General features: G+C 65.3%; 18 protein-coding genes and 1 pseudogene. 9 read left to right on the top strand and 10 right to left on the bottom strand.

The window, feature by feature from the left end:
• Positions 1-105: 105 nt before the first annotated feature.
• Both CUJ91_RS21010 and nadE read left to right on the top strand, forming a co-directional pair.
• Positions 106-1,665 (top strand): ABC1 kinase family protein, encoded by a 1,560-nt coding sequence (locus CUJ91_RS21010; RefSeq protein WP_114157027.1) that lies wholly within the window; start codon positions 106-108, stop codon positions 1,663-1,665.
• A 153-nt stretch (positions 1,666-1,818) separates the two neighbouring features.
• A complete protein-coding gene (gene nadE / locus CUJ91_RS21005; RefSeq protein WP_053859391.1) occupies positions 1,819-2,679 on the top strand; it encodes an ammonia-dependent NAD(+) synthetase in 861 nt (286 codons plus the stop codon).
• A 39-nt stretch (positions 2,680-2,718) separates the two neighbouring features.
• On the opposite strand, the gene CUJ91_RS21000 is transcribed toward nadE, so the two are convergent.
• The 6 genes from CUJ91_RS21000 to CUJ91_RS20980 all read right to left on the bottom strand — a co-directional run bounded on the left by CUJ91_RS21000 (position 2,719) and on the right by CUJ91_RS20980 (position 8,158).
• Positions 2,719-2,997: an RNA-binding protein gene (locus CUJ91_RS21000; protein WP_006052079.1), complete on the bottom strand. Its 279-nt coding sequence runs from the start codon at positions 2,995-2,997 to the stop codon at positions 2,719-2,721.
• 5 nt (positions 2,998-3,002) lie between these two features.
• Positions 3,003-3,152 (bottom strand): hypothetical protein, encoded by a 150-nt coding sequence (locus tag CUJ91_RS34470; RefSeq protein ID WP_167450664.1) that lies wholly within the window; start codon positions 3,150-3,152, stop codon positions 3,003-3,005.
• Between the two features lie 323 nt (positions 3,153-3,475).
• Entirely contained in the window at positions 3,476-3,835 is a 360-nt protein-coding gene (locus tag CUJ91_RS20995; protein ID WP_006052077.1) for a hypothetical protein, read from the bottom strand.
• A gap of 218 nt (positions 3,836-4,053) precedes the next feature.
• A complete protein-coding gene (locus CUJ91_RS20990; protein WP_029966092.1) occupies positions 4,054-4,692 on the bottom strand; it encodes a hypothetical protein in 639 nt (212 codons plus the stop codon).
• A gap of 162 nt (positions 4,693-4,854) precedes the next feature.
• Positions 4,855-6,507 carry a S10 family peptidase gene (locus tag CUJ91_RS20985; RefSeq protein WP_006052075.1) on the bottom strand — a complete coding sequence of 551 codons (1,653 nt, stop codon included), beginning with the start codon at positions 6,505-6,507 and terminating at the stop codon, positions 4,855-4,857.
• Between the two features lie 91 nt (positions 6,508-6,598).
• A complete protein-coding gene (locus CUJ91_RS20980; protein ID WP_006052074.1) occupies positions 6,599-8,158 on the bottom strand; it encodes a S53 family peptidase in 1,560 nt (519 codons plus the stop codon).
• 312 nt (positions 8,159-8,470) lie between these two features.
• Here CUJ91_RS20980 and CUJ91_RS20975 point away from each other — a divergent pair, with 312 nt between their 5' ends.
• Positions 8,471-8,980, top strand: coding sequence for a DUF1993 domain-containing protein (locus tag CUJ91_RS20975; RefSeq protein WP_006052073.1), 510 nt, complete (start codon positions 8,471-8,473; stop codon positions 8,978-8,980).
• Positions 8,981-9,139: 159 nt separating this feature from the next.
• Here the strand turns inward: CUJ91_RS20975 and CUJ91_RS20970 are convergent, their stop codons facing one another.
• Complete coding sequence (locus tag CUJ91_RS20970; RefSeq protein WP_114157026.1) at positions 9,140-9,805, bottom strand: LysE family translocator; 666 nt, start codon at positions 9,803-9,805, stop codon at positions 9,140-9,142.
• Positions 9,806-9,960: 155 nt separating this feature from the next.
• On the opposite strand from CUJ91_RS20970, the gene CUJ91_RS20965 reads away from it, so the two are divergent.
• Positions 9,961-10,428 (top strand): Lrp/AsnC family transcriptional regulator, encoded by a 468-nt coding sequence (locus tag CUJ91_RS20965; RefSeq protein ID WP_006052071.1) that lies wholly within the window; start codon positions 9,961-9,963, stop codon positions 10,426-10,428.
• 111 nt (positions 10,429-10,539) lie between these two features.
• Positions 10,540-10,782: a hypothetical protein gene (locus CUJ91_RS20960; RefSeq protein ID WP_053859393.1), complete on the top strand. Its 243-nt coding sequence runs from the start codon at positions 10,540-10,542 to the stop codon at positions 10,780-10,782.
• 37 nt (positions 10,783-10,819) lie between these two features.
• Here CUJ91_RS20960 and CUJ91_RS20955 read toward each other — a convergent pair whose 3' ends face one another.
• Together CUJ91_RS20955 and CUJ91_RS20950 are read right to left on the bottom strand one after the other, a co-directional pair.
• Complete coding sequence (locus tag CUJ91_RS20955; protein ID WP_114157025.1) at positions 10,820-11,296, bottom strand: OsmC family protein; 477 nt, start codon at positions 11,294-11,296, stop codon at positions 10,820-10,822.
• A 90-nt stretch (positions 11,297-11,386) separates the two neighbouring features.
• A complete protein-coding gene (locus CUJ91_RS20950) occupies positions 11,387-11,725 on the bottom strand; it encodes a hypothetical protein (protein WP_114157024.1) in 339 nt (112 codons plus the stop codon).
• Between the two features lie 234 nt (positions 11,726-11,959).
• Between CUJ91_RS20950 and CUJ91_RS20945 the strand changes: the two genes are divergently transcribed.
• Both CUJ91_RS20945 and CUJ91_RS20940 read left to right on the top strand, forming a co-directional pair.
• Positions 11,960-12,712, top strand: a complete 753-nt coding sequence (locus CUJ91_RS20945; protein ID WP_114157023.1) for a glycine zipper 2TM domain-containing protein — start codon at positions 11,960-11,962, stop codon at positions 12,710-12,712.
• 173 nt (positions 12,713-12,885) lie between these two features.
• Positions 12,886-14,898 carry a bifunctional DedA family/phosphatase PAP2 family protein gene (locus CUJ91_RS20940; protein ID WP_107707562.1) on the top strand — a complete coding sequence of 671 codons (2,013 nt, stop codon included), beginning with the start codon at positions 12,886-12,888 and terminating at the stop codon, positions 14,896-14,898.
• 71 nt (positions 14,899-14,969) lie between these two features.
• On the opposite strand, the gene CUJ91_RS20935 is transcribed toward CUJ91_RS20940, so the two are convergent.
• Positions 14,970-15,419, bottom strand: a complete 450-nt coding sequence (locus tag CUJ91_RS20935; RefSeq protein WP_006052065.1) for a YMGG-like glycine zipper-containing protein — start codon at positions 15,417-15,419, stop codon at positions 14,970-14,972.
• A 586-nt stretch (positions 15,420-16,005) separates the two neighbouring features.
• Between CUJ91_RS20935 and CUJ91_RS20930 the strand changes: the two are divergent.
• Together CUJ91_RS20930 and CUJ91_RS20925 are read left to right on the top strand one after the other, a co-directional pair.
• Positions 16,006-17,335, top strand: a pseudogene (locus CUJ91_RS20930) (DUF3300 domain-containing protein).
• Positions 17,336-17,355: 20 nt separating this feature from the next.
• Positions 17,356-18,300: a DUF2950 domain-containing protein gene (locus CUJ91_RS20925; protein WP_114157022.1), complete on the top strand. Its 945-nt coding sequence runs from the start codon at positions 17,356-17,358 to the stop codon at positions 18,298-18,300.
• Positions 18,301-18,321: the final 21 nt, after the last annotated feature.

The following is an 18,321-nucleotide window of genomic DNA, read 5'->3' as shown; positions in this document are numbered from 1 at the left end:
GAATGCGACCGCACGCCGCACACCGCGCATCCCTGATAATCTTAGCGTCCTGGCCCCGCGGCGCGGCAGTTGGACGCGCGCCGCATTGCCGTCGATCGAACTCCGATGCCGCCACTGTTTCGCCGCTTACTACTGCTTTACCACGCGCTGCGATATGGCGCGCGCCTGCTCTGGCTCGCCGCGCCGTCCGATCGCAAGCTCCACTGGATGATCGAACTCGTCGGCCGCGTGCATGCGTCGGCGGACAGCGCGCGCAGCGTGCACGGCCTGCTGCCGGCGCTCGGCCCGCTTGCCGGCCGTTTCGCGAAGACGCTAGTCGAGCGTCCGGAACTGGCGAACGCGACATTGCACGACGCCATCGACGCCGTCGATCATCTCGAAACGCCGCTGCCGCCGCGCGAATCCGAGGAGGCGCTGGCGCGCGCGTTCGGCCGTCCGCTCGCCACGCTTTTCAGCGCGGTGGACCTCGTTCCGGTGCGCAGCGGTTTTGCCGAACAGACGCATTTCGCTCGGCTCATCATGCCCGTCAACGGTCATCGCGAGGTGGCGATCAAGCTGCTGCGCGCCGGCCAGTTGCAGCAGATCGGCGACGAACTCGCGCTGTTGCGCTGGGTCGCGCGCTGGCTCGAAAAAGTGTCCGGCACGGCGCGCCGCCTGCGGCTGCGGGCGCTCGCGCAAACCTTCACCGACGACATCCTGCGCCGCTTCGATCTGCGCGCCGAAGCCGCCAACCTGAGTCAGACCGGCCATCATTTCGACGGCGACACGCGCATCGTCGTGCCCAACGTGATCTGGGACCTGTGCACGCCCCTCACGCTCACCATGCAGCGCATCGACACGCTGCCGGCGAGCGACCTGAGCGGCCTGCACGCGCATCACGTGAAACTCGCGCCGCTCGCCGCGCATATTGTCGAGGTCGTGACCGAGCAGGCTTTCGAACACGGCTTCTTTCACGCGACGCTCGACGCGCGGCGGGTTCGCGTGAGCATCGAACCGGATTCGCTGGGCCGCCTCGTGCTGGCCGAGTTTTCGATCATGTCGAGCCTGTCGACAGGCGAGCGCGAGTTCTTCGTGCACGGCGCGACTGCCCTGTTCGAGCAGGACTATGGACGGCTCGCGGAACTGCATCGCGACGCGGGACACGTGCCGAACGACACGCGCGCCGAGCTGCTCGAAGCGGAGTTGCGCACGCGTGCCGAAGCGCATTTCGCGGCGGCGCCAGAGGACCGTTCGGCGGGCTCGCTGTTTCATCATCTGCTGCACGCGGTGCATCCGTTCGACGGCACCGTATCGAGCCGCCTCGCCACCGCGCAACGCTCGTTCCAGCAGGCCGAAATGCTGGCGCGTGCGCTGCATCCGGGCGTCGATACATGGAATATCGCGCGCGGTGTGCTCGCGGATATTGCGCGGCGCGACATCGATCACCGCGGCTGGTTCAAGCGCATTTCACGCGAACTGCCGCATCTCGCGCACATGCTGCCGCGCGTGCCGCAACTGGCCGTGCGCTATCTGCAGCACGAGCACGATCGCGCGCGCTCGCCGGGGCAGAATGCTCGACTGCTTGCCGAGATCGGCCGCGAATATCGGCGCACGCGCGCGCTGTTGTGGGCGTGTGTGTTGTGCGGCGGCGTCCTCGGCGCGGGCACGGTGTTGTTGATGTGGTGATGTCGGCGTGATGCGCTGATGTGTTGATGTGCGCTTGCGCGGCCCGTCGCGTTCTGCCGATCAAAACTTCGCGGGTCCGCTACATGCTCGTACGATCGCGGAAGCCGTTCTTCATCAGAAAGCACTGCGCCACCAGCAAGGAGCAAGACAACCATGAAGCAGACCGATCCAGCCACTGTTCAGACCAACATCGCGGCGGAAATGCACGTTAGCGCCGGCTTCGACGCCAACGAGGAAATCGAGCGCCGCATCTCTTTTCTCGCGAACTATCTGCGCAGCAACGGCCTGAAGACGTACGTGCTCGGCATCAGCGGCGGCGTGGATTCGACGACGGCCGGGCGCCTCGCGCAACTGGCCGTCGAGCGCTTGCGCGCCGAAAATTACGACGCGCGTTTCGTCGCGATACGCCTGCCGCACGGCGAGCAGAAAGACGAGGCCGACGCGCAGCAGGCGCTCGCCTTCATTCGTGCGGACGAGACGCTGACCATCGACATCAAGCCCGCCGCCGACGCGATGCTCGCGTCGCTGCATCAAAGCGGCCTGCCGTTCGCGGACGAAGCGCAGGAAGACTTCGTGCACGGCAACATCAAGGCGCGGCAAAGAATGATTGCGCAGTACGCGGTGGCGAGCACGCGCACGGGCGTCGTGATCGGCACGGATCACGCGGCGGAATCGCTGATGGGATTTTTTACGAAGTTCGGCGACGGCGGCGCCGATGTGCTGCCGCTCGCGGGCCTCAACAAGCGCCGCGTGCGTGCGGTCGCGAAGGCGCTCGGTGCCTCGGACGCGCTCGCGCACAAGGTGCCGACCGCGGACCTCGAAGCGTTGCGCCCGCAACGGCCCGACGAAGATGCCTACGGCGTACCGTACGAGACGATCGACGACTTCCTGGAAGGCAAACCGGTCAGCGACGAGGCACGCAACATCATCTTGCGTTTCTACGATGTGACGCAGCACAAGCGCGCGCTGCCGTACACGCCGTTCGACTGGCCCGCGCCCACGAGCGAAGCGTGAGCCGCAACATGAGCCGCAACGCGAACCGCAGCTCAGCGCTTAGTGCGCGGGCGGCTGGGCGGGCGGCGAGTCGTCGGTGAAAAGATCGGCGCTCGCCTCGAGCGCCATTCCGCCCAGGTGCTTGCCATGAATCTGCCGCGCGATGACTTCGCCGACATACGGCACTTGCGCGTCCAGTTCGACCGTGGCGTAGGCGCCAGGCGTGCCCGCGTCGACGACCTCGACGTTGCGCGCGTAATGCCCCAGCTCGTGCTTGAGGAATTCGCGCACTTCCTGCTCGGTGCACGACGGCGCGATGTTGCGCACGATCAGGTTCATGCTGCCTACTCCTGGCGGCTGCTGCGCGACCTGTCGACGCGTACGCGCGCCGGGCGCAATGCCGCGCGTTGTCTCGCCTGTGCGGCGGCCAGTTCGCGGATGAGTGCGGCGCCCGCCGCGCCGAGCGCGGCCAATGACAGGTAGAAAGCGATCATTTGAATCTCCGATATTCCGCGCGGTATTCCGATGAGCCCGCCGGGGTCCTGTTTAAGGATAGCCACTTACGATCGGACACGCGATGCGACGCGGCGTCACCATGACAAGCTCGCACCGGGTAGCACGATCAATGTGCACTGTACCTGAACCGCGCCCTTTCCGTTCGGCAGCAACACTGTTTTGACTGACTGCGCCGCGGCGCCTGGAGATTGTCCAGAACATTGCGCGTGCAGACGCGGGTTGCAAGAAGCGGACCGCGGCACGCATGCCGGAGTTCGTTGCGCCGATCAGCGAACGGAAGCTGCTGCTCGCCGCGCGAGCGTCAGTCAGCGTCCTGCACGTTGGCCGCGCTCACCCACCACGCGTTCTTGCCTTGCGGCAATGCGACCAGCACCGCGGACGGATCGTCCACGCCGTCGTCCGCGACCTCGCACACGGCAAGTCCGTCGGGCAAATGCTTCACTTCCCCGGCCGACTGAAAGAGCGCGATGCGCTGCGCGTTCAGCGGACGGAGTTGACGATAGACATCGAAGCTGATGGCCGCGGGCACATCGCCGCGAATTTGCAGCGCGTCGGCTTTGCCGCAATGCGCCGGCTCGGCGGCGAACACGGGCGCGGCGCCGACCGCGCATGCAACGCTCAGCACGGCAAGCGTCGCTGCGGCAAGACGTGAATAAGTCATGGTAATTCTCCAGGAATGAGTTGATTCGGCGAGTTCGATGCGAAAGCCGCGTGCTGAAAGACGGCGAGCGGCGACGACAAGTAAGTAATGCGGGCTGGCGGCACGCGCTGACAAAAAGCGTTTGTGGGTCACGCCCGCAAAGCTGGAGACAGGATCGAGCGTTCCGGCGCATTCAACCTTTTTCGCAAGCGCGGCGCGATCCGCGCCGACACCAACCGTTACGGCTGCGTGCCGCGCCCCGCTGCGCGCCCGCTGTCGGCGCTGGTGGCGACATCCAGCCGGCTGATGTCGCAAGACTCCTGGCTAAAGCCAGAATAGACCACCGACCAATCACCGACGATCGCCGCCTGCGCTTCCGCAAGACTCAGCTTGCCTTCGCAGACGCAGCGCTTGAGCATGACCGCCGCGCGCGCCTTGCGCCGCTCGCCCTGCCGTCCCGCCCAAGGCAGAAGGCCGAGATTGGACGGCGCGTCCGGCGAGCCGCCGAGCACCACGGGCACGCGCCGATCGAGCGCGAACTCGGCGCCGTCGTCTGCGTCGATGCCGCGCTCCGCGAGCATCCGGTCCTTGTGCGCCATCAGTTCATCGAACGGCGGCGAGACCGCGCTCGCATAGCCAGGGCGGCAAATCGTCTCGCGGATGGATTGCTGCGTCACGCGTTCGTCGAGCATGGCCGCGTCCTGCGCATACACTGCGCCGACGCGCACTGCGAGCAGCGCGGCAAGACCCAGCGTCAGCGTGAAACGCGCGCGCCACGCGCGCCGCCGCGCGAACGCAACTGCGCGCGGTCGAAAGGTACTGCCTATGTGGTCGCCGGAAGCCTCGCCGCGACGCCTGTCTGCAATGCCTGCCTTCATTCGTCGGCGCGCCTGTCGAGGCACGCGGTAGTTCAATTCGCAAGGCAATTAAAACACATTCGATACGCATACGGAAAAAACCGCCGACTCTGAGCGGTGCGCGGGAGCGCTACCAACTTTCCACGGCGACCGCGACAGCCGCCGTGGAACCCCGCGCTTTCGCTATTGCGCCGTGCGCGCCTGCAACGCCCGGATGCGGCTAAGTGCCTCAGTGTTGGCCACCGTCGAGTCATACATGTGCGCGAGGTCCGCCTTCAGCGCGGTGCGCGAGCCGCCGTCGAGATAAATCATGTGGCCCGACGGATAAAAGCGCGCCGACAGGTTCTGCCGCACCTGCTGACTGAGCAGCGGCATTTGCTGCAAATCGAGCACCGTCTGATAGAACGGCGTGACGAAATCATAAAAGCCGTTTGCCGACAGCACCTTCAGATCGGGATTGAGCGCCATGACCGCCGCGAGGTCGCCGGCCGTGTACAGAATCACGTTGCCCTTGTCGTCCACGCCCTTCTGCGCGCCGGTCGGGTCGATGTGGCTGAAGTCCCAGAACTGGAACGCCTGGTCGTTGAGATCCGTGAAGGCCGAGTTCGACGTGTACTTCAACTGCTCGTTCAGATAGACGTTCCACATCGTCGTGTAGACGCCCGACACAGCCGTCATGGTCGGATCGTTGCCGCCCGAGTTCGGATCGATCTTGCCCGCAATGCCGGTGCCGATGGCGGTGACGCGGCCGTCGTAGGCACCGAGCACGAGACCCTTGGACTTGAGCAGCGTGGTCAGGAACAGCGAATTGCCGCGGCTGTCGTACGACGCTATGTCGAGACTCCACGCAAGCAAGGTCGTCTTGTCGATGCCGGTGTATTCGGCGAGCTTCTCGACCGTCGCTGCGTCGGTGGTGGGGAATTTGCGCAACGCCGCGAGGTAATCGGTGCGGGCGAACTGCGCGACTTCCTCGGCGAACGCGCCGAGATCGGTCGGCCGCGGCGCGATGCCGAGCTTCTTGTGATACCACGCGTCGGCGGCGGCCGTGGGCAGCGCGCCGACCGGATTGCCGGCCTGCGTGTAATCGAGTATCGACGATTGCAGCGTGATGCCGTTCAGATCGACGCCGCCTTCGTGCAACCGGTAAGCGACCACGCAACTGCGCGCCGTGCCGTACGACTCGCCGAACAGATACTTCGGCGAATTCCAGCGATTGTTCTTCGTCAGAAAGCGCTTGATGAACTGCGCGATCGAATCGGCGTCCTGGTCGACGCCCCAGAAGTCGCGGTTCTTCTTCGGCGCGACGGCCGCGGAATAGCCGGTTCCGACCGGGTTGACGAAAATCAGGTCGCTCTTGTCGAGCAGGCTGTCGGGGTTGTCTTCGATCGTGTACGGCGCGGGCGGCGTGAAGTTCGGCATCGACGTCCTGATGCGGCGCGGCCCGAACGAGCCGAGCAGCACGAACACCGCGGAAGAACCGGGCCCGCCGTTATAGAAGAACGTGAGCGGCCGGGTTTCTTCTTTCTGGTTGTCCTGCGTGAACGCGACGTAGAACATCCGCGCGGCGGGCTGCGAACTGCTCGGGTCGACGATCACCAGATGGCCGACCGTCGCCGTGTAGTCGATCTTTTTGCCGTCTATCGTGACCGAGTGATGCGTGATCGCAGCGTTCTCGTCGGTCGCGGTGACGGAATCGTCGGGGCCGTTGCCGTAGGCGACCGGATCGAAGAAGGGCTGGTCGCCCGCCTTATGCTTGCCCGCCGCTGCCGGCCTGGCTGACGCTTCGGAATTGTGCGGCGACTGCGGACTAACGGACGCTGGCTCTGTGCTTGTCATGATCGCTCCATGGGTACGTTCACGTCTTGTGCCGGTGCTGCGGGACTCGTGCCGATCGACTCGCTAGACAACTCGCCGATCAACCTGCTGACTATAGTGCGGCAGCCACTTTCTGACCATTGGGACTGCCGAGTCCCGTGCAGGCGTCCCAGCCCTTGGACGCCGCGAAGCTGCCGTTATTGCCCTGCGTGATGTCGTTGCACACGCCCGCCGCCTTGTACAGCTTCGGATTCACGAAGCCCGCCGGCGCGCCCTTCGCCGCGTTGATGCGCGCAATCAGCGCGGCCCACAGCGGCGCGACCGCGCTCGTTCCGCCTACCACCGTTTGCGTGCCGCCGACCAGCACCGTGTAGCCGGTCAGCGGCGAGGCATCGCCGGCGACATCGGGCACGCCGCGCTTCGCAAGCGGCTTCTTGCCGCCCGCCGACAACGCCACCGAAAGCCCCTCCTGCCACGCCGGCAACGCAAACGCGCCGCTCACGCCACCGCCGCCCGCGCCGCCTTGCGGCCCGTCGTTCCACACCACCTCGTGCGTGATCGACGTGCCCGACGCGGTGAGGCTCGTGCCGCCGCACGCGAGCACATACGGGCTCGCCGCCGGAAAGTCGACGTTATCGCCGCCATTGGCGCCGTCGCTCGAGCCGCTGTCGCCCGACGCCGCGCACACCGTCACGCCGAGCGCCGCCGCGGTTTGCAGCACGCTGTTGAACGCCTTCAGCGACTGGCTCGTCCAGATCGACTCCGGCCCGCCCCAACTGATCGAAATCACCGACGGCTTGTTGACCGTGTCGTGCACCGCGCGGCTCACCGCGTCGATAAACCCGGCGTCGCTGTTCGGCGCGAAGTACACCGCGATCGTCGCGCCCGGCACGATGGCGCCGACAATCTCGATGTCGAGCGTGACCTCGCCGTCCGGGCCGTTCGGATCGCCGGTCGGTTCGTTGCGCGCCTGGTCGACGCTGACCGATTTCACCGTGGGCGAAGGCACGCCGAGGCTCGCGAAGTACGACTTCAGATCCGCCGGATCGTAACCGCCGCCCAGCTCGATGATGCCGACGCACTGGCCGCTGCCGTCGCCCTGCGGAAACTTGTAGAGCGACGCCAACTGCAGCGGCGTGAACGAAGCCTGATGTGTTTTAGCCGGCCTGAACGGCGGACGAATGCGAAAGTGCGGCCGCGCCTGCGGACGGTTGTCGAGCCCAAGCACCGCCTCGACGACGTCGTGCAGATCGTCCGGCACGTTGACCGCGCCGGTCCGTCCGCGGAATTCGCCGGACGTATGGTGCTGATACTTTTCGAGCTTGACTTCGAACGCGCTCTGGAACTGCGCGACAGTGCCCGACAGCAGCACCGAGCGCGCGGCCAGATCCTCGCGTACCACCGTCAGCCCATGCGCGGCGGCAAATGCCTTGACTTTGGCGACGTCGTCGGGGGCTGCGCCGTAGTCTTTGGCCATCGCCTCGCGCGACAGCGGCTTCACGTTGGGGTCGCCGGCTTCGATCCGGCTCATCAGCGCGTCGAACTGCGCCTGCTGCTGACGGCGCAGCATCACGAAGACCTCGATCTTCTCCGATGGATCGCAGTCGCCGATGAGTTTGGAACCTCGTTCTACGTTGCGCTCGCTTCCGGGCAGCGGATGCTTGGTGGCCATGTGCGACTCTCCTCTTGGCATGACGGCGCCGGATGCGAGACGGACCGGCGCACGCGCCCATCCACTCAACGCCCGACGACAGCTATTGGAAGGTGCTGCATGCGAAGCGCGGCATGCGGGACTTCGCAAACCTTCGGACCAATGCATTCGAACACAGTTCCAGTCCGAGCGGCAGTCGGCCGAATGGCCAGGCGCCGCGGCGTCCGATGCATGGTCCGCGGCGCTCGGCTATGATGCTGCAGCGGCCGTTTAGCCGTTACATTGCATTGCCTCGCGCGTCCGCGCGCAAGATCGAAGAATCAGAGGAACCTCATGTCAATCTCGATGTATCAAGCATCACTGCCTGTGCTGATTCGCGGCCTCACCAATCTGCAAGGCATCCTCGGCAAAGCTCAGGCGCACGCCGCGCAAAAGCAGATCGAACCTGCGGTGTTCACGAACGCGCGCCTCGCGCCGGACATGTTGCCGCTCACGCGTCAGGTGTATATCGCAAGCGATACCGCGAAGGGCTGCGCCGCGCGGCTTGCGGATGTCGAAGCGCCCAAGTACGAAGACGTCGAACAGACTTTCGACGAACTGCACGCTCGCCTTCAAAAGACGATCGACTATCTGAAGGAATTCACCCCGCAGCAGATCGACGGATCGGAAGAGCGCGCGATCACATTGAAAATGCGCAGCGGTCCGATCGAGTTCACCGGTCAGTCGTATCTGCTGGGATTTGTGCTGCCGAACTTTTTCTTCCACGTGACGACCGCTTACGACATCTTGCGTCATAACGGTGTGGAGCTCGGCAAGCTCGACTATCTGGGCGGGCTGAAGTAAGAGCCGGCCTTGTGCGCGCGGCTGAAGTTCAGTGATCGGCCGCGCCGGCCGGCGTCGTCGAGACGCCGGCTGTGGGTAATAGCATCGGCACGCAGGCTGTCGGCGCACGACACGAGCCGCGAGCGCAGCGTTAACTCGCAGGCGTCCGCCCAAGCCGCGTCAATCGAGCGACAGCCGCACCGCGAAGCCGATCAGCGCCGCCGAAAAAGTCCAGCGCTGCAACGTTTGAGCAAGCGGATGCGCGCGCATCCATTGGGCGATCCGCGCGGCGCCGACTGCATACGCCAGGTCGAAGCAGAAGCCGACGGCGAGCAGCACCGAACCCAGCTCGATCATCTGCAACGCGACCGGTCCCGCTTCGGGACGCACGAACTGCGGCAGCAGCACCGAACAGAACAGCAGCGCCTTCGGATTCAGCAGGTTGGTCAGCAAGCCCTTGACGAACGCAGCCCGCAACTGCGGCATGCCCGTCTGCGAGGCCTGCTGCTGCACGCCGCCGGTCCCGTCGCGCGACGCGCCGCCCTCGGGCAACGCGAACACCGGCGAGCGAAAAATCTGGATGCCGACCCAGGCGAGATAAACCGCGCCGCCATAGCGCACGACGTCGTATAGCCACGGCGCGTTGCGAAGCAGCGCGGCCGCGCCGCAAGCGGACAGCGTGACATGCGTCGCACGCGCGACGCCGAGCCCGCAAGCCGCCGCAAAACCGCTGCGCACGCCGCGCCCAATACTGGTTTGCAGGATCAGCGCCATGTCCGGGCCAGGCACCGCGTAGACGACCAGCAGTGCGGCGATATAGACGGCGAGAAGATGTGCGGAAATCATGAGAGCCTCGTGGATTCGATGGCTCTATCTTGCTATCGTCGATGGAGGGTTTGTTGGCGAATTTCCGGCGCGGCGGCGTGAGGTTTGGTGGAATACGCTAACATCGCGTCATCTACATCAGCTTTCCCCCAGCACAAAACATCGGCCGCCCGACCATGACAACCGATCTCGACAAGACCGACCGCGCGATTCTCGCGGCGCTGCAAAAAGACGGCCGCATGTCGAATGCGAAGCTCGCCGAACTCGTCGGGCTGAGCGAGACGCCTTGCGCGCGGCGGCTCAAGCGCCTGGAAAACGAAGGCTATATTGGCCACTATCGCGCCGTGCTCGCGCGTCCGGCGCTCGGCTTCGGCGTGGTCGCTTTCGTTCTCGTGCGCTTTGCCGTGCACGACAAGAATCTCGCCAACCGCTTCGAGCGCGAGGTGCAGGCGATACCGCGCATCATCGCGTGCCACAACGTGTCGGGCAGCGCGGACTATATCCTGCAAGTGGTCGCGCGCGATCTCGACGACTACGGCACTTTCATGCGCGACCAGATGCGCAGCCTGCCTGGCGTGACGTCGGTGGAATCGGCGCTATCGTTGCGCGAGGTGAAGGCGGACAGCGGCTTGCCGCTATCGTGAGTGCGAACGTGGCATAGTCACGCCTTTTCACGGGGTGCGCGTTGCATCAACGTTGCATCGCAGGTGGCATCAATCTGACGCCGGCAACGCGTCGGCGAACACGGAGTTTTCATGGACAACATCGATCACGAGAAAGCGCGGGCGGAAGAAGCCGCCGCAATGGAGCGCGTATTGACGGCGACGCAGCGGGTCAAGACCGCGTTCGCTTCGTTGCAGTCGCAGTTTCCGCCGGCCGGCAGCGGCAATCCCTCGCAATTCGCGCTGCAAACTTTCGACGCCGCGCTGCAGGAACTCGAAGACGCCCAGGCCGCCTTCGACGAACTGCTGGGCGAGTTGCTCGACGGCAATCGGTAAGGCGCGTTGAACGTCCGGTAAAGGCGCGCGTTAGTGCTCAGCCCGCACGCGTTTCGATCGCCGGCTCGCAAAGAATCGGAAAATTGACCGAGTTCGCGATATAGCACTTGTCATGCGCCGTGTGGTGCAACTGCTGCGCCAGTTCGGCGTTGCCGCCCGCCTGAATGACCACGCGCGGACGCAGCACGATCTGCGAAAAGCGGCCCTGCTGAGGACTGTCGAGCATGGTCCCTTCGGCGTCGTCGCGATAGTCGACGACGACAATGCCCGCGTCCGAGCAAAGGTGCAGATACCACAGCTTGTGACACGCCGAGGCCGCCGCAACCAGCAGGTCCTCGGGGTTCCAACGCTTTGCGTCGCCGAGAAACGCGGCGTCGGACGAGCCCGGAATGTCCGGCTTGCTTCCCGAAGCGATCACGTGATCGCGGCTGTAGTCACGATAGCCGGATGTGCCGCTGCCGCGATTGCCCGTCCATTGAACGGAGACCTGGTAGTTGTGCTCGCCGTATGCCATGCGCGCTTCCTGTGATGGGGTGAACCGGTGGATGAAGCGTTCATTTTAAAGCCGCTTATGCGCTGCAAACCACCGCTCGCGCGCGTCGATCTAGCGCGGCGCCGCCGGCCTGCCGCTGAGACTCGGCACTCGCGGATCGGGGTTCTGATTCAGGCTCGTGCCGTTCGCTCGCATCGTGTTAGGGACGTGGCCTGAGTTCAGACCCGTGCCGACGCCGCCTGCGCTGAGGCCTGTGCCAATAGAGCCGCCAGGCGTCGCAAGTCCGGGCGAAGGCGTGAGCGTCGAGCCGACCGTTCCGCCGCCAGCCACGTTTCCGGTAGACGGCACCGCGCGCGTGCCGCCCGACTGCGCGTTCGCCGTTCCGACCGCGCCGCACAGGGACGCCGCGATCACCACTGTTGCTGCCATACGGCCCATTACGATTTTCATTGCTCCACTCCGTCATTTCCGTCCGTTCGACTGCGCGCGATAACGCGCCGCTCAACCTGTATGACGAACCGCGGCCTGCTTCGTTCACGCTCGTAACAGCTTATGTCCGCGTTTCGCCTCGGACCGCCTGCCGCTGTGCAAAGTCGTACAAATCCTTACAAAGCAGCGCGGGCGGAACGTGCACCGGACGCGTCGCGCAACCGTTATTGCAGGCACCTACCCGCGGAGACCGCAATGAACACGAACGTCACGACCAGCACTTCACCGCGCAGCCGTATCCATCCGTTGATCGCCGGCGCAGCGGTGGCCGTCATCGTCGCAAGCGCGACGGGGATCGCCGCGATGACCGGCTTGCTGCCCACGTCGCATGCAGTGACCGAACCCGCGGTTTCGCCCGCGGCGCTCGCCGCGCAAACCGCGAGCGGCACGCTCAACGCGCAGCAGCCGTCGGCGGCGCAGCAAACGGCGCAGCAAGCCGTGCCGCAAGCCGCCCAACAACCCGCCGCGCAAACGGCGCAAGAGCCGGCACAGCATGTCGCGCCCGCGAAACCGCCGGTGCATCGCACGCATAGCGGCGGCGCGACTGCGCCCCGCTACGCGAACAACAACGGCTACCAGACGGCCAACGAACCGGCGACGCGCCCGGTTCCCGCCGATCCGTACGCCGGCGAAGTGGTCGCGATCAACGCCGTGCAGTCGCCCGAGCCGACGACCGGCCTCGGCGCACTCGGCGGCGCGGTCGCGGGCGGGCTCGTCGGCAACCAGATCGGCGGCGGACGCGGCAAGATCCTGACGACGATTGCCGGCGCTGTCGGCGGCGGGCTGGCGGGCAACGGCATCGAGCATGCGGTGCGCAAGCAGACGAGCTATCAGGTGCAGGTGCGCATGCAGGACGGCAGCTACCGCAACTTCGACTATCAGACGCAGCCGCCGGTCCAGGTCGGCGAACGCGTGCATGTTTCGGGCGACCAGCTTTCGGCTTCGTGAGCGTGACGCTTAGCGTTTGACGGGCTTTCCTCGCGTATGTCGGCGCGCGGGGAAAGCACTCACAGAGAAAACGGCAGGACCGGCACCGCACGCCACCGCCGACGATGCAAACCCGCCGCGCGCGTTATGATCGACCGTCACGCCCAAACGGCCCAAACGGCTGATCGCGCACGATGGAGCAAGCGTACGTCCACCTCCTGCACCTGCTGGCCGGTCATCCGGAATGGCTGCTCACGGTCGTATTCCTCGCGGCCTTTCTCGAGTCGGTTGCCGTCATCGGCACATTCGTTCCCGGCAGCACCGCGATGTTTCTCGCGGGCGCGCTCACGGGCACCGGCTCGCTGAGCCTCGGCTGGGTGCTCGCGTGGGCGATCGCGGGCGCCATCGCCGGCGACGGCCTCAGCTTCTGGATCGGCAGCCGCTACAAGAGCCGGATCGTCAAGCTCTGGCCGTTCTCCCGTCATCCCGAAGTGCTGGAAGCCGGCTACCGCTTCTTCGGCAAGCATGGCGCGAAGAGCGTCGTGCTCGCGCGCTTCGCCGGACCGTTGCGCGCGATCGTGCCGGTCGTCGCCGGCATGCTCGGCATGTCGCCCGTGCGCTTCTACGCGATGAACGTGCTGTCCGCGCTGCTGTGGGCGCCCGCGCATATTCTGCCGGGCGTCGTGTTCGGCGCGTCGGTGCTGCTTGCCGGCGCGGTGTCGTTCCGGCTCGTCGTGATTCTCGCGCTGCTCGTCGCGAGCATCTGGCTCAGCTATCGCGCGGCGGCTTTTCTGCTGTCGCACGCTCACGCATGGTCGAATGCGGCCGGTCGCCACCTGGGCAGTTGGGCTTGCCGTCATCCGGGGCCGGTCGGCCGCGTCGCGCGCAGACTGCTCGATCCCGAAGCGCCGGATGCGACCAGCATCCTCGCTGCGTCGCTGATCGTGCTCGTATGCGGCGCACTGTTCTTCGGCATCCTCGAAGACGTGATCAGCGGCGACCCGCTGACGCACGTCGACCAGTCCGTCTATCGCTTCATGCAATCGGTGCGCACGCCGTGGGGCGACTCGCTGCTCGCCGGCCTCGCGACGCTCGGCAGCACCGGCACGCTTGCCGCGCTGATCGTCGCTGTCACGCTGTGGATGGCATGGGAGCGGCGCTGGCGCACCGTGGGCTACTGGCTCGCGGCCGTGCTCTTTTCGCAGTTGCTGATCTTCGCGTTGCAACTCGCGATGCAACGCGCCGCGCCGAACGCGCTGATGACCGACGCCTACGTATTCCCGAGCAATCACGTGGCGGCGACCGTCATCGTGTATGGCTTTCTTGCGTTCCTGCTCGCGCGGCGGGTCGGCATGCTCGAGGGTCTGCTCGTCGTCACCGCGAGCACGCTTGTCGTCATCGTCGTCGCGCTGGCGGGCGTGTACTTCGGCCGCTACTGGGTGTCGGACGCGATCGGCGGCGCGGCGCTCGCCTATGTGTGGGTGGCGATTGTCGCGCTCACCGCGATATTGCGGCATCCGCAGCCGCCGCCAGCGCGCCGCTGGATGCCGGCCGTCATGCTCGTGACGGTGCTCGTGAGCGTGGGCGTCCAGTCCGGCGTCGGCATGAGCGGCGCGCCGGCGGGCGGCCTGACGCTGGTGCCGCTGCCGCTCACGCACGTGACGCAGCAGCAATGGACGGATTCGGTGTGGAAGCAACTTCCCTGCTATCGCTCGGATATGGGCGGCGACCGCAAGGAGCCGCTCACGCTGCAATGGGTGTCCGACGGCGATACGCTGCGCCGGCAATTGCGCGAGCAGGGATGGATCGAGGGCACGACGCTCTCCGTGCATAGCCTGCTTTCGCTCGCCTCGCCCGATGTGCCCGCGACCGCGTTGCCCGTGTTGCCGAAACTGAACAACGGCGTGCCGTCGTCGCTCGTGTTCATGCGTCCCGGCGACACGCGCAATCGACGCGACGTGCTGCGCTTCTGGCCGAGCGGCTATGCGGTCGATAACGGCACGTCCGCCGTGCCGCTGTGGATCGGCTCGATCGCGCATGAACGGTTGTCGCGTGCATCGTGGCCGCTTAACCTCGTGCGGGTCGACAGGCAGTTATCTCGGGACGAGACAGGCGTGAAGCTCAATGGTAAAGAAGGCGTCGCGGTACTAGCGACAGTGAGCTGCCGCGGCGTGCCCGTATCCCTGCTCGCCGCTGCGGGAGAATGACCGGCGTCAGGCCGCGCGGATGAGATGCGATGAAATCGCGATGCGAGCCTGTCGCCCGTTGCCCGCTATCGCTATTGCACCGTGTAGCCCTTGCCTTGCATGCACGCGCCGTATGCATGCCAATAAGTCGTCATCGAAGATTGCTGCGACGCTGTAGCGGACTGCGCCTGCGCCGCATGCTGCTGACGGCTGCGCACTCCGCCGGCGAGCACGCCCGCGGTCGCGCCCACCGCGGCGCCGTGTCCCGCATCATTGCCGCTCACGTCCCCGACGATCGCACCCGCGGCCGCGCCTCGCGCCGCCCCTCTGACGCGCGCGCCGGTCGGGCCCGCTGGTGGCGCGGGCGTCTGCGCGACGACAGCCGGATCGATGCCGGTGCTTTGCTTCGCCCAGGCATAGCACGCGCCGTCATCCGACATCTGCTGCTGTTGGCTTTGTCCATGCGCGGGATAGGTTGCCGGTTTCTGGGCATAAGCAAGCGCGCTCGCGCTTGCCAGAATCAATGCGGCGAATCGCTTCATTTGAAACCTTCTAGTGAGGAACACTGACGGCTCATGCATCTGCTGAACAAGGGCAGTCTGCGAGGCGCACAGCTCAACGCATCTTACGTGGCAGGCTCGCGGCAGCCGAGAGCAATGCAGCTAAACACGAACAGCTTTGCTTAACACCGTGCGCACCGATTCATGCGCTACGATTCCCTTCACCGAATGATTCTTCCTGCTTGGAAGATAGAAAAGTCCATTAGCAAATGCAAGGCTATGCTTAGATATGCCTACGTTTTTTCGGACCTGCATTAACCTGTCCAAGTGCTAATTGAATACGGCGTTCATAGATCATCCTTTCGCCAAGTTCAACCCGAATTTATTTGGCTCGAGCATTGCAATTCCATATGGAATAGAGCTAATAATCTCGCCATTGAAACGGGGATATACCGACACGAATGCCTGACACGCTTACCGCACACGCCCATTCCATTCCCGCATTTCGCAGTCCAATGTTCGTCACGCCGTGCCCGTCGATTCATGTGCAAGCACGAGCGCACACCACGAGCCCGCCCTCATCCACATCACAACGAGACATGCAACTTCGACACACGGAGATTCCATCGTGAAACGCTCAAGCGCAATCCAGGGGGCAACGCTAATCGCGATTGCCATACTGGCCGGCTTGCCGGTCATGCTCGATGTCGCGACTCCCGCGGCCCACGCGCAAACCTCGGCGAAGATATCCAGTCAGCAACTCGATTCGCTGACCGCGCCGATCGCGCTCTATCCCGACGCATTGCTCGCCCAGGTGCTGATGGCCACGACCTTTCCGCAGGAAGTCACGTCCGCGGCGGCGTGGTCGAAGGCGAATCCGAACAGCAAGGGCGACGACGCGGTCAGAGCCGTCGCCGCAGAACCGTGGGACCCGAGCGTGCAATCGCTGGTGGCGTTTCCACAGGTGCTCGCCACGATGGATGGCGTCGAAGCCCGACTGGGTCGCGCAACTCGGCAACGCGTTTCTCGCGCAGCCGAACGACGTGATGGACTCCGTGCAACGTCTGCGCAAACAGGCGCAAACAGCCGGCAATCTGAAGACGACCGAACAGCAGAAGGTCATCGTCGAACAGAGCACGATTCAGATCGTGCCGGTCAATCCGCAGGTCGTTTATGTGCCCACGTATAACCCGACGGTGGTGTACGGCGTGTGGCCCTACCCTGCCTATCCGCCCGTGTATGTTCCGCCGCCGCCCGGCTATGCGGTCGCGAGCGGGCTCGCCGCGGGTCTCGCGTTCGGCGTGGGTATTGCGATCACGAGCGCGTTGTGGAGCGACGTCAACTGGAACAACCACAACGTCAACATCAATGTGAACCGATACAACAACATCAACGTGAACCGGCGCCTCGACGTGAACAGCAACACCACGCGATGGAATCGCGACACGACGTTCAACCGGAACGCATCGGCGAATCTCGGCGGCGGCGTGCAGCGCGACGCTTACCGCGGGCGCGACGTCTCCGCGTCACGCGCGCAAGCGCAGCAGGCGCTGCAGAACCGCACCGGTCAAAATCTCGGCGGCAGCGCGAGCGAGCGTCTGCAAGGCATTCAGCATGGCGGCACGAACGCCGGCAACATTCGGGCGAGCGCGCAGAACGTCAATCGCGACAACGCGCTGCGCGGCGCGGGCAACGGCCCGGCCGCACGGCAGGACATCGAGCGCGGCCAAGCAAGCCGCCAGGCGCAAGCCGGCTCGCACAACGGCCTCGGTGCAGGCGGTGGTGGACAGGAACGCGGCGGACTCGGCGCAGGCGGCGGCGGACAGGAGCGCGGCGGCCTCGGCGCAGGCGGCGGTGGACAGGAACGCGGCGGCTTCGGTGCAGGCGGCGGTGGACACGAACGCGGCGGCTTCGGCGCGGGCGGCGGTGGACAACGCCACCTCGGCCGGCAACGTTGAACGATACCCAGGAGCCGCTCATGAACCACATTCAATCGATTCGCGCTTGTCTCGCGAGATTCACCGCAGTGCCGCTGTCGCGCCATCTTGCTCACACGACGATTGCGATCTCGTCGCTACTCGTCTGCGCGGCACCGGCGCATGCGCAAGCCGTCTATCCGACACCGGAAGCCGCCGCCGATGCATTCGCCGACGCGCTCGCCATCAACGACCACGCGGCCATGCAGCACGTGCTCGGCCAGCACTACGACCGCTTCATTCCGTCGAAGGACGTCGGCGACGAGGACATCTACGAATTCCTCGGCGCGTGGGCCGCGGGCCATCGCATCGTCGACGACGCCGCGCCGCTTTATGGCCGCCCAAGCAAGCATCTGTCGGTCGGCACCGGCGGCTGGACGCTGCCGATTCCGCTCGTGCAGGCATCAAGCGGCTGGCGTTTCGATCCCGCGGCGGGCAGCGACGAAATCCTCACGCGCAGGATCGGCCGCAACGAACGCGCGGCGATCATGACGTCGCTTGCCTATCTCGATGCGCAGCGCGACTATCGTGCATCGGCCGGCCATTACGCGCAGCGCCTCCTCAGCACACCGGGTCAGCACGACGGCCTGTACTGGCCCACTGCTGCCGGCGAAGCGGAAAGTCCGCTCGGTCCACTCGCAGCCGCGATGCCGAACACGGGGTCGGTGAGCAAGGAGGGCTATCACGGTTATCGCTTTCGCATTCTGAGCGCGCAGGGTTCGCACGCGAAGGGCGGCGCGCTCGACTATGCGGAGAACGGCACGCTGACGAAGGGCTATGGCCTCGTTGCGTGGCCCGCCGAATACGGCAAGACCGGCGTGATGAGTTTCATCGTTAATCAGGATGGCCAGGTTTACGAAAAGAACCTCGGGCCGCAGTCGGCAAGAAAAGCGGCGGCGCTCCGATCGTTCGATCCTGATGCGTCGTGGGAACCCGTAGCGCCGTGAATGCCGATACCGACGCCGATG

The organism is Paraburkholderia graminis, assembly GCF_003330785.1.
GTDB lineage: Bacteria > Pseudomonadota > Gammaproteobacteria > Burkholderiales > Burkholderiaceae > Paraburkholderia > Paraburkholderia graminis.
This window is presented reverse-complemented; position numbering and strand designations above follow the sequence as displayed.